11 protein-coding genes are annotated in these 12204 nt (G+C 32.7%); 8 read left to right on the forward strand and 3 right to left on the reverse strand.

The window, feature by feature from the left end; genetic code table 11:
* Positions 1-151: 151 nt before the first annotated feature.
* Positions 152-817, reverse strand: coding sequence for a tRNA (5-methylaminomethyl-2-thiouridine)(34)-methyltransferase MnmD (mnmD, locus tag J2Y38_RS02075; RefSeq protein ID WP_309839121.1), 666 nt, complete (start codon positions 815-817; stop codon positions 152-154).
* 311 nt (positions 818-1128) lie between these two features.
* Here mnmD and J2Y38_RS02080 point away from each other — a divergent pair, with 311 nt between their 5' ends.
* On the forward strand, positions 1129-2199 hold the full coding sequence (locus J2Y38_RS02080) for a branched-chain amino acid aminotransferase (protein WP_309839124.1): 1071 nt from the start codon (positions 1129-1131) through the stop codon (positions 2197-2199).
* A 281-nt stretch (positions 2200-2480) separates the two neighbouring features.
* Here the strand turns inward: J2Y38_RS02080 and J2Y38_RS02085 are convergent, their stop codons facing one another.
* Positions 2481-2861, reverse strand: coding sequence for a nucleoside triphosphate pyrophosphohydrolase family protein (locus J2Y38_RS02085; RefSeq protein WP_053471798.1), 381 nt, complete (start codon positions 2859-2861; stop codon positions 2481-2483).
* Positions 2862-3204: 343 nt separating this feature from the next.
* On the opposite strand from J2Y38_RS02085, the gene J2Y38_RS02095 reads away from it, so the two are divergent.
* The 4 genes from J2Y38_RS02095 (at position 3205) to J2Y38_RS02110 (ending at position 5970) form a co-directional block, all read left to right on the forward strand.
* Entirely contained in the window at positions 3205-4431 is a 1227-nt protein-coding gene (locus J2Y38_RS02095) for a transcriptional regulator (protein WP_309839128.1), read from the forward strand.
* Positions 4432-4507: 76 nt separating this feature from the next.
* Entirely contained in the window at positions 4508-5050 is a 543-nt protein-coding gene (locus J2Y38_RS02100) for a sigma-70 family RNA polymerase sigma factor (protein ID WP_309839130.1), read from the forward strand.
* Between the two features lie 33 nt (positions 5051-5083).
* Positions 5084-5497 (forward strand): hypothetical protein, encoded by a 414-nt coding sequence (locus tag J2Y38_RS02105; RefSeq protein ID WP_073484752.1) that lies wholly within the window; start codon positions 5084-5086, stop codon positions 5495-5497.
* Positions 5498-5514: 17 nt separating this feature from the next.
* Positions 5515-5970: a sensor of ECF-type sigma factor gene (locus J2Y38_RS02110; RefSeq protein ID WP_309839135.1), complete on the forward strand. Its 456-nt coding sequence runs from the start codon at positions 5515-5517 to the stop codon at positions 5968-5970.
* Positions 5971-6046: 76 nt separating this feature from the next.
* On the opposite strand, the gene J2Y38_RS02115 is transcribed toward J2Y38_RS02110, so the two are convergent.
* Positions 6047-7108: an oxidoreductase gene (locus J2Y38_RS02115; protein ID WP_309839137.1), complete on the reverse strand. Its 1062-nt coding sequence runs from the start codon at positions 7106-7108 to the stop codon at positions 6047-6049.
* 238 nt (positions 7109-7346) lie between these two features.
* On the opposite strand from J2Y38_RS02115, the gene J2Y38_RS02120 reads away from it, so the two are divergent.
* From J2Y38_RS02120 to J2Y38_RS02130, 3 genes are all read left to right on the forward strand, one after another.
* The gene (locus J2Y38_RS02120) at positions 7347-8660 is read left to right on the forward strand and encodes a hypothetical protein (RefSeq protein WP_309839139.1); all 1314 of its coding nucleotides are present in this window, start codon (positions 7347-7349) and stop codon (positions 8658-8660) included.
* Between the two features lie 132 nt (positions 8661-8792).
* On the forward strand, positions 8793-10772 hold the full coding sequence (locus J2Y38_RS02125) for a KUP/HAK/KT family potassium transporter (RefSeq protein ID WP_309839141.1): 1980 nt from the start codon (positions 8793-8795) through the stop codon (positions 10770-10772).
* A gap of 148 nt (positions 10773-10920) precedes the next feature.
* Positions 10921-12138: an RsmB/NOP family class I SAM-dependent RNA methyltransferase gene (locus J2Y38_RS02130; RefSeq protein ID WP_180858227.1), complete on the forward strand. Its 1218-nt coding sequence runs from the start codon at positions 10921-10923 to the stop codon at positions 12136-12138.
* The last annotated feature ends 66 nt before the right edge of the window (positions 12139-12204 follow it).

Genomic DNA, 12204 nt, shown 5'->3' on the forward strand with positions numbered 1-12204 from the left:
TTGGGGGTTATCTATATTTTTAAACTCGCACCAAATGTAAACATTAATCATATATAAAGTTTCTTTTTAACTTATTTTTTTAAAAACTTTAGCAACGAATACGTTTTCTTAGTACAGATAAATCAATATAGAACCATTCTAAACAACTAAATTACACCTTTTTAAAGGCTCTAAACATTTCTCGTTTTCCCGGCGGGCCTGCTAATTTTTCGACTGTAAATCCAACAGAAATCATGCTTCTTTTAACAACTCCGCGGGCCGCATAAGTAACAAGGACTCCACTAGGTTTTAAACTATTGTACATTTTCTGAAAAATTTCAGTACTCCAAAGCTCCGGCTGCACGCGGTATCCGAAGGCATCAAAGTAAATCAAATCGAAAATTTCAAAATCGTTTATTTCATCAAAAAATTGTTTCCTTTTGGTTAACGAGAATTTGCTGCTAATTTCGTTTTTCTCATTCCATTCCGTTTTATGCATTTTCTCGAAAATGTTCTCAAATTCCAATGCCTCAAGTTCGGCAACATAATTCATTCCTAAAATCTCTTCGGCATTTACAGGATACGCTTCTACCCCAACATAATCAATTTGCTGCTGTTTATGTTCTGATTCTAAAAAGGTTATAAAAGCATTCAAACCCGTTCCAAAACCAATTTCAAGAATTGAAACCGGATTACTGTCAAATAAGGACAAACCATTTTTTATAAATACGTGTTTTGCTTCTTGTATGGCGCCGTGTTTTGAATGGTAACTTTCGTTCCATTCTTCTAAATGAATTGTGGTTGAACCATCTAGCGTTTTAATTATTTCTCTTTTCACAATTTTCGAATTTTGCAATGGATAATTATTGATTTATAATCCATTTTCTAAGTCAAATTTACTCAAAACAAATGCGTAAAGCCTTAAAAAATGATAGTTTTTTCATAAATTCCTTATAAAACTCCGCAAAAATTTTAGGTTTATTATAAGATAAATAAATCTCAGTTAAACACAGGAATTAATGCAGTTTTACCAAGTAAATTATATATTTTTCCGTAATTTTGCATTTGAGAAAACCTATTCTTCATCAGATCATTACGTTATATTTTCTTCTGTTAAGAATACAAATTAGATAAAAACTTTACATAATTATGAGTACAACTCAAACAAGCAAAATTGAAATCAGAAAAGCTACTTCGTCTAAGATAAGTTCTGTAGACTTTGAAAACTTAAGCTTTGGTGCTGTATTTACAGACCATTTATTTGAATGTGATTACAAAAACGGACAATGGCAGACTCCGATCATTAAGCCTTATGCACCGATTTTAATGGATCCTTCTTCAAAAGTCTTTCATTATGGACAAGCGATTTTTGAAGGAATGAAAGCTTATAAAGATGAAAATAATGATGTTTGGTTGTTTAGACCTGATGAAAACTACAAACGTTTCAATAATTCTGCTGTACGTATGGCTATGCCTGAAGTTCCGGAAGATATATTTTTGGAAGGTTTAAATGAATTATTAAAAATCGATCAGGAATGGATTCAAAGAGGAAACGGTGCAAGTATGTACATCCGTCCTTTTATGATTGCTACTGGTCCTGGGGTTATTGCAAATCCATCTGACGAATATAAATTCATGATTTTACTTTCTCCTGCAAAATCTTATTATGGTGGTGAAGTAAAAGTAATTATTGCTGAACATTACAGTAGAGCTGCAAATGGTGGAATTGGTGCTGCAAAAGCTGCCGGAAACTATGCTGCACAGTTTTACCCAACTAACCTGGCAAACAAAGAAGGTTTCCAACAAGTTATCTGGACTGATGATGCAACACATACAAAACTGGAAGAAGCTGGAACAATGAACGTTTTCTTCAGAATCAACGATACTTTATTAACCGCTCCAACAAGCGAAAGAATTTTAGATGGTATTACCAGAAAAAGTTTAATTGCAATGGCTGAAAAAGAAGGATTGAATGTTGAAGTTCGTCCGGTAATTGTTTCAGAATTAGTTGAAGCGGCTAAAAACGGATCTTTAAAAGAAATCTTCGGAGCTGGAACTGCTGCAGTTATCAGTGTAATTAAAGGGTTCTCATATAAAGGTGAATATTTTGAAATGACACCAATCGAGAATTCATACGCTTCTTTCTTAAAAGAAAAACTAACAAGTCTTCAAAATAAACTTTCTGAAGATACTTATGGATGGACCGTTAAAGTTCAATAATCCAAAATCAGAATAAAAACAAAAACCCGACAGCATTCGTTGTCGGGTTTTTATTTTATTATTAAATTTTACTGCAGAGAACACTAAGATTAACCACAATCTTGTCATTTCGACGAAGGAGAAATCTTCGTAAGTAACTCCGCAACGAGAATCCAATCTTTGTCGAGCTGCTTACAAAGATTTCTCCTTCGTCGAAATGACAAAAATTACACAAAGCTTTGCGAACTTTTTTTTCACAAGAACTACAGAAAAAAATCTTAGCGCTGTTTGCTGTTAATCTTTTACAGTAATTTAGAAAAATCAGGTTTAAAGTAATTTGGACCTTTCATTACTTTTCCATCTTCACGATAAATTGGTTTTCCATCTTCGCCAAGTTTACTCATATTACTGCGTTGAATTTCATCAAAAACAGCTTCGATTTTATCCTGAAGACCGTGCTCAATAATAGTTCCGCATAAAATATACATCATATCACCAAGAGCATCAGCAATTTCGACTAAATCATTATTTTGTACCGCTTCAAGATATTCCTCGTTTTCTTCTTTCATTAAATTATAACGAAGCAGTTTTTTAGTTTCTCCCAAATCAGCAATTGGAGTCTGGCTGTGACCTATTTTAAAAGCAGTATGAAATTCTGTAACTGCATCTAGTTGTTTTTTCATGTTTTTATTCTATTAAATGAGTCGGCAAATTAGCAACAAATCGTATACAATTCTCTAAATTTGTCAAAAATTATTTTTAAGTATGTTTAGTCAAGGACAATTAATATTCGGACTCTGTTTTTTTATTGCATTTGTAATCGTAATGATTTTCGCTTACCGCAAAGATCTTGCACTTCACAAAGTTTTTTATAAAGGAAATTATAAAGTATTACTTGTATTTCTTCTTTTTATTGCCCTTTTATTTGTCATCAAAATCTTTTTAAAGAGATAATACAATCTATTATTTTTAGTTATTAGTTTAGACTCCCAAGAAAATTTATAACTTTACGAAAAACCTGCACCAATGAAGATTCTAAAATATTTATTTCTTTTACTTTTATTAAGTTTAGTTGCTCTTACCGTTTTTGTTGCTACCCAAAAAGGGATTTTTTCTGTTGAAAGAAGCAAAGTAATCAATTCGCCAAAAGCAACTGTATATAATTATGTAAATGACTTTAGAAACTACGAAGATTTTGAATCTTGGGCAGTTGAAGATCCGTCTTTAAAATTTACTTTCCCAAATAAAACTACCGGAAACGGAGGTTCATTTTCCTGGTCCAGCGATGAAGAGACGGGAAATGCCATTACGCTAAAAACAAAAGACGGAGAAAGTATTGAACAAAAAATGAAATACGACGGCACCGAAGCTGATGTAACCTGGACTTTTAAAGATACGCTGGCAGGAAAAACAAAAGTAACCTGGAAAGCAAAAGGAACAATGAGCTTTTTGTTTAAAATATATGCGGCATTAAATGGCGGTTCTGATAAAGTTATTGGAACTATTTATGAAAAAAGCCTTGTAAACATTGACAAAAATCTGGATTATGAAACCAAAACTTACGCTGTAAAAGTAGATGGAGTGGTGAAGAAAACCGAAACTCCGTATATAAAACAGACCTTTACAAGCGAAATTGCCAAGATTAATAAAAATGCCAGAATTGTAATTCCGAAGCTTATTCATTTTAGCGAAACCAATGATCTAAGCGCAAACGGAAAACCTTTTATTATTTATCATACCTATGATACTGCAAAAGGATTGGCAAAAATCTCTATTTGTTTACCTATTAATAAAGAGATTTCGATTAGTTCAGGAAGTGATATTTTATCAGGAAAATTAAATGGTTTTGATGCTGTTAAAACCACTTTAAAAGGAGATTATACACACACAAGCGAAGCTATTGCAAAAACAACAGCTTACATCAACAATCAAAAAATTATACCTGAATTAGGATGGTCACATCTTGAAATTCTGTCTGTAAGCAAATTAGATGTAAAAAGCCCTTCTAAATTAGTTACAGAAATTTATTTCCCAATAAAACCAAAAGTAGTTCCTGCTTCAGCAACAACGCCTGTTACTTCACCAGCTTATCAAGCTGAAACAGAAACCGATGCATCAGGAACAACAACTCCAGCGACGACTGCACCAAAACCAGCAGCGCAAAAGCCTGCAGTTCAAAAACCAGTTACGCCAAAACCTGCAGCACCGGCAACAACAACTCCTGCAAAAACAGAAGAAGACTCTGAATTTTAATTTTTTTTCAAGGTGAATTAAACCTTTTGTTTAAAATTCATTCTAAGTTAATATAAGGATTGATAAATCAAGAAGTTTGATCGACGAAAAGGAATTTATACAACAATTATTAGATCCTAAAACGCAAAACACAGCGTTTCAAAAACTTATATCTGATTATCAAAAACCGCTGTATTCTCATATTCGAAATATTGTTTTGAATCATGATGATGCAGACGATGTTTTGCAGAATACTTTCGTAAAGGTATTTCAGTACTTAAAAAACTTTAAAGGAGAAAGTAAACTCTTTTCCTGGATGTATCGAATTGCAACAAACGAAGCTTTGACTTTTTTAAATCAGAAAGCAAAATTAAAAGGTATAACTTCTGAAGATTTACAAAACAAAACGATCGACAATCTAAAATCAGATGTTTATTTTGATGGAGATGAAATCCAGATCAAACTTCAAAAAGCAATTGTTACACTGCCAGAAAAGCAGCAGCTGGTTTTTAAGATGAAATATTTTCAGGAATTAAAATACGAAGAAATCGCAGAAATTCTTGGCACATCCGTTGGTGCATTAAAAGCATCATATCACCATGCGGTAAAAAAAATAGAATTATATGTTACAACAAATTAAACCTTTTATAGCAAATCTTATCTTACAGACATTATGAAAGAATTTAAATTAGAAAACGAACCGAAAGTAAAATCAGGATTTAAAACTCCGGATCATTATTTTGATACCCTTTCGGCAAAAGTTTTAGAAGAGATTAATGAAAGAGAAGTAAAAGTAATTCCTCTTTATAAACGTAAAAAAGTTATTTCGATAGCGGCTGCGGCGGCAGTTTTTATTGCCTTTTTGATTCCAACTGCAAATCACTATTATAAAGCATCAAAAGAGCTTGACGAAGCAACATTAGAAACCTATCTAACCTATCAATCAAACTTAAATCAATACGATTTAATTAAAGAATTAGATACTAAAGACATTGACAAATTAAATAAGAATGTTGCATTAGAAGAAGAAACACTGGAGGATATTTTAGCAACAAATCCTAATATTGAAAATTTAATTTCTGAATAAAAACAAAATTATACGATATGAAAATCAAAAATATATTAGCATTACTTCTGTTTTTAGTTACTTTTTCATTTTATGCCCAAAATGATAAAACAGATGAAAAACGTGAAAAAATTAAAGCTTTTAAAGTTTCGTTTTTAACTACAGAACTTGAGCTTACACCAACAGAAGCAGAGAAATTTTGGCCAATTTACAATGCGTACGATGACAAACAATTTGAATTGCGTCATGATAAAATGAAAACGTACCTGAAAAAACTGGACGATGACAATATAAATTCAATTTCAGAAAAAGAAGCTACTACATTGTTATCTCAAATTGAATGCACGGATAAAGAATTATATCTTTTACGTGAAAAGTTTATGACAAACCTAAAAAAGGTATTGCCTGCAAAAAAAATATTAAAGCTTAAAAAATCTGAAGATGATTTTAACCGAAAATTATTAAAACAATATCGGGACAAAGCAGGAAAGTAATTTCCTTTTAAGAAACAACAGTGATAAGAACCCTATATAATAATACTTACTTTATTATTTAGGGTTCTTATTTTTTTTATTTAAAGTTTAGTCGGACTACTTTATTGTATCCGGCTGCAATCGCAGTATTTCTGTTAACGAAACGTATTGTAAAAAATTTCGAATCAGTAGACATTTGCGTCCAGTTTTCTCCTCCATTTTGAGAATATTGAATTCCCTCAGATCCAACACAAACAATTTCTCTTCCATTTCCGCCCGGAACATACTGTATACATGATGCATAACCAAAGCCCATATTCTGACCTATTAATTCCCAGGTTTTCCCTCCATCTTTAGTAAAAGCTTTATTGTTTATTTTTTTGTCTGGATAATCGTAATCTCCTCCGGCAATAAATCCGTGTTTAGAATCGTAAAAATCTGCTGTATAAATACCTGTCATTGCTTTTCCCTGAACAATTGGAGTTTCAACAACTTTCCATGTTTTTGCTTTATCGGGAGAATAAAAAACACGTGCTTTTTTTCCGCCAGAAACCAGCCATGTATCGTCTCCATTTATAACAATATTGGTGTTACTTGCTGCAAAAGCTGCTTCGCCGGTAGCATTTGTTGGTAATTTATCAGACAATAGTTTTGTCCAGGTTTCTCCTCCATCGCGTGTTACAATTATAGAAAAAGTATCTTCTGTTGGGTCACCAATTGCTATTCCTTCTTTGTCATTCCAGAACTGCATACTATCGTAAAAAACTTTTGGGTTTACTTCTTTGTAAACTAACTTTACTTTTTTGTCTTTTTTAGAAACTGAATAAAGCAGCGCAGGATTTCCTACACTTAGTAAAAAGATATTGTTAGAAGTCTGTGCAATACTTCTAAATTCTAATTTTAGAGTGTCACGATAAATATGTTCTTCAAATTTTTCTTTTTTATCCAGATCATAATATCCAAAACGAGAATTATCTCCTCCGTACCAAACTTTATTTTTATCAATTACAATTGCTCTTATGCTAATTTTATCATTAAACAATGTATCTATTTTCATTGACGTAAAACCACCACTGTAAGCTTTTTTACTGCTGTTATTGAGCGTTCTAAAAGACATTAATAAAACAAAAACACCAAAGAATAAAATTAGTTTTTTCATAAAAATTAAGATTTGTTCAATGCTAAAATACAATTATTTCTAACATCTCAAATATGTTTTGTTTATTTTCAGAAAATAATAATTTCCAGTATTTTTTGTTCAATCAAAATTCAATTACAATTCAACAAAAACATAACAAGCTACAAACGTGATATTTACAAACCAAAAGCATCTAATTTTAATTTGTGGCACAGTAATTGGATATCTCCTATCACAAATAATTTAATATGATTTAGTCATGAAAACGAAATTACTTTTAATAGCGGTTGTAGCATTAGTTTTTAGTTCTTGTGGAGCACAAAACCAAACTACTGTTTACGCAAAAAACTCAGATATAAGCGATAATTTAGATTTAAGGGCAGTTGCTTCCATGTTTGGAGAATCTGCTAATCTTCAGGATTTTGAAAGAAGATTAAATGATCCTAAATATCAAATTTCAAACCTTGATTTAAATGGTGACGACGAAGTTGATTATTTACGTGTAATTGAATCTGTAGAAGACAGAACTCACGTTGTAATTATTCAGGCCGTTTTAGATCGCGATGTTTATCAGGATGTTGCTACGATTGATGTTGAAAGAGACAATTACAATAAAGTAAGCGTACAGGTTGTAGGTAATACTTATTTATATGGTGACAACTATATTTATGAGCCTGTTTATAGTGTAGCTCCGGTAATTTATACTTCATTTTGGGTTACTAATTACAGACCATACTACTCTACTTGGTATTGGGGTTACTACCCAACGTATTATGCAGCGTGGAGACCTTACCCAGTTTACAGATACAGAAACAATGTAAACGTATGTATCAACGTTCACAATAATTACAATTATGTAACCACAAGAAGAAGTTACAGAGCTCCGGTTCTTTATGAATCAAGACGTACTTACGGTTATGAAAGAATGAGACCAAACAATAGTTTTGCTCAAAGGCATTCGAATGTAAGCAACAGATATGATTTAGATCAAAGAAGAGTTGCGAGCAGAGAAGCTAACAGAACTCAAAACAATTACGGTTCTAACAGATCAAATACAGGAAGAGTAACCTCTACCGAAAATAGAAACACAAACAGAGATTACAACAACAGCAGAAATAATTCTGACAGAAGCTATAACAACACGAATCGTGCAGCAACTAACAGAGATAATGCTGCAACTGTAAATACTCCTGTAAGAACTGATAATACTCCGAGAACAGAGCCAAGAGGTGATTATAACAGAAACAACTCAACAGCTGCTGCTCCAAGAGGAAACTCAGAAAACAGAAATTATTCTAACAGAACATCTTCGCAAACAAATGAAGCACCTAATAGAAGTTATTCTGAAAACAGAGCAAGCAGACCAGCTCAAACTCAATCTGCTCCTGTTCAAAGAGCCGAAGCTCCAAGAAGCTACGAAAACAGATCAAGCTCTCAAAGCAATTCAAATGCTTCAAGACCGCAAAGTGCTCCACAACGTTCTGAATCACCAAGAATGAGTCAGGAATCAAGAGGCAGCCAACCGCAAAGAGAAAGTAGTTCAAGCTCTAGAGGTGGCGGAAGAAGAGGTTAAGAATATCATAATTTATATCAAAAATTAAAAGCACAATTTGGGGATTGTGCTTTTTTTTATCTTTTTAATTATAATAGCTGCTAATTTGTTTTAAAACAGTAAATTTGCAACCGTCTTTTATTAAAAATATACATGAGCGCATCGCATAAAAACTTACATAGTAAGTTGTCTATAGGGGGTTTATTGATAACATTGGGGATTATTTATGGAGACATTGGGACGTCTCCTTTGTATGTAATGAAAGCTATTCTTGGCGATCATACCATAAATGCTGATATTGTATTAGGAGGTATTTCCTGTGTTTTCTGGACTCTTACTTTACAAACTACAATAAAGTACGTTCTTATTACCCTAAGTGCGGATAATCATGGTGAAGGTGGAATTTTCGCATTATATGCTTTAGTCAAAAAGACAAAAATTCAATGGCTCATTGTGCCCGCCATTATTGGAGGAAGTGCCCTGCTTGCCGATGGTATTATAACGCCGCCCATCTCGATTTCTTCTGCAGTTGAAGGTATTAGGGCATTCTACCCTACAATGGAAACAAAAACCATTATTTCTATTGTAATCACTATTCTTTTTATCTTATTTACTATACAACAGTTTGGAACTAAGTTAGTTGGTAAGTTTTTCGCACCAATGATGCTAATTTGGTTTGCCATGCTTGGAACTCTGGGTTTTATACAAATTATTCATTTCCCGGAAGTTATTAAAGCTATAAATCCTTACTACGCTTACCACTTACTTTCTGTACATCCTGATGGATTTTTTGTTCTTGGATTTGTATTTTTATGTACAACCGGAGCCGAAGCATTGTACTCAGACATGGGACACTGTGGTAGAAAAAACATTAGAATCAGCTGGATTTTTGTAAAAGCTACTTTGGTATTAAATTACTTTGGTCAGGCTGCTTATTTAATTCATCATGAAGGAAGTACATTACAACAATTAGGTGGAGAAAACGGGAATCCGTTTTATCTAATTATGCCGCATTGGTTTTTACCATTCGGTATTGTAGTGGCAACTTTAGCAGCCGTAATTGCATCTCAGGCTCTTATCAGTGGATCATTTACATTGATCAATGAAGCAATGCGTTTGAATTTCTGGCCAAAAGTAAAAATCAAATATCCTACAGAAGTTAAAGGACAATTATACATTCCGTCAATTAACTGGTTATTGTTTTTTGGTTGTGTTGGAATCGTATTACACTTTGAAAAATCAGGAAATATGGAGCATGCTTATGGTTTAGCGATCATTTTATGTATGATCATGACAACCATTTTGCTGAACTATTATTTAATCATGAAACGTGTGAAATTATATTTCATGGTTCCGCTTATCACAATTTATTTATTGATTGAATTTAGTTTCCTGATTGCAAACATTACAAAATTTGCCGAAGGAGGTTATGTAACTTTAATCATTGCAACGCTTCTTATTTCAATAATGACAATTTGGTATTTAGCTAAGAAAATCAACAAAAGCTATACTAAAATCATCAAAATTGACGATTACAAAAAAGTATTGGTTGAGTTAAGTCAAGACTTATCTATTCCTAAATACGCAACGCATCTAGTTTATATGACAAACGCGAACCGTGTTGACGAACTGGAGGAAAAAGTGATTTATTCGATTTTACAAAAACGTCCAAAAAGAGCTGATATATACTGGTTTGTACACGTAAACATTTTGACTGAACCTTATAAAACACAATATAAAGTTACCGAAATCGCGAAAGACGATATCTACAGAATTGATTTTAATTTAGGATTTAGAGAACCTACGAAAATCAATTTAATGTTTAGAGAAGTTATTCGTGACATGGTAAAACGCGGGGAAGTTGATATTACGAGCCGTTACGAATCATTAAACAAAAACAATATTATTGGTGACTTTAAATTTGTATTGTCCGAGAAATTCTTATCAAATGACAACGATTTAAGATGGCACGAAAATATTATCATGAACTCTTATTTCTTTATTAAGAAACTGAGTTTATCTGAAGAAAGAGCTTTTGGACTAGACAGCAGCTCGGTAAAAATAGAGAAATTCCCGATGGTGCTTCACGCTCCTGAAAATATCGGATTGACAAGAATAACTACAAAAGAATAATCTGCTTGCAGAAATCTCTTCAGAAAAACACTCTTTTAAAACTTTATCAGAGTGTTTTTCTCTTTTAAAAGGAAAGCTAAATAACAATCATAATTAAAAATTTAACTTTCAATCAATTAATAGTACCTTTGCAACTCAAATAATTAAAATGAGATTACACAGAAATTTAGTTTATACTACCATCGATTCTTTGAACGCAATTTTCAATGAAGGCGAATATGCAGATAAAGTGGTAGCAAGAGCATTAAAAAAAGACAAACGTTGGGGAAGTTCTGACAGGAAATTTGTTGCTGAAACGATATATGAAATTGTTCGCTGGAAACGTTTATATGCAGAAATTGCAGAAGTAAAAGAGCCTTTCGACAGAGACAATTTATGGAGAATGTTTGCGGTTTGGGCAGTTTTAAGAGGATACCCAATTCCGGATTGGAGACAATTAGAAGGAACTCCGGAAAGAAAAATAAAAGGTCGTTTTGACGAGCTTTCAAAAGTTAGAGCTTTAAAAGAATCTATCCCGGACTGGATGGACGAATTAGGTGTAAAAGAACTTGGCGAAAAAGTATGGGCAAAAGAAATTGCTGCTCAAAACCAGCCTGCTAAAGTTATTTTAAGAACCAACACTCTTAAAGGAACTAAAGAAAATCTGAGAAATACATTGATGGATTTAAATATTGAAACAGAATATTTAAAAGATCAGCCTGAGGCTTTAGTTTTAAAAGAAAGAGCAAATGTATTCTTGACAGATGCTTTTAAACAAGGACTTTTTGAGGTTCAGGATGCTAACTCACAATTAGTTGCCGGTTTCCTTGATGTTAAGCCCGGAATGCGTGTTGTTGATACGTGCGCCGGAGCAGGTGGAAAAACATTGCATATTGCTTCTTTAATGGAAAACAAAGGGCAATTGATTGCAATGGATTTGTACGAGAGCAAACTAAAACAATTGAAATTAAGAGCCAAAAGAAATGGTGCTTTTAATATTGAATACCGCATTATTGACACTACAAAAGTGATCAAAAAACTGCATGAAAAAGCAGACCGTGTTTTAATTGATGCACCTTGCAGCGGTTTAGGAGTTTTAAAAAGAAACCCGGATTCTAAATGGAAATTACAGCCGGAATTTATCGATAACATTCGTAAAGTTCAGAGTGAGGTTTTAGAAAGCTATTCTAAAATTGTAAAGCCAGGCGGAAAATTAGTTTATGCAACTTGTTCTGTTTTACCATCAGAAAATCAGGAACAAGTAGAGAAATTCTTAAAAACAGATATCGGAAAAGAGTTTACGTTTATTCAGGATCGTAAAATACTGGCTTCAGAATCAGGTTTTGATGGATTTTACATGGCTTTATTAGAGCGTAAAACAAAATAATTATTATTATTGAATTTATTCAATCTTTAAAATAAAAAGCCTTTTGATTTGTTTCAAAAGGCTTTA

Origin of the sequence: Flavobacterium sp. 2755 (genome assembly GCF_031455715.1) — a bacterium.
Classification (GTDB): domain Bacteria; phylum Bacteroidota; class Bacteroidia; order Flavobacteriales; family Flavobacteriaceae; genus Flavobacterium.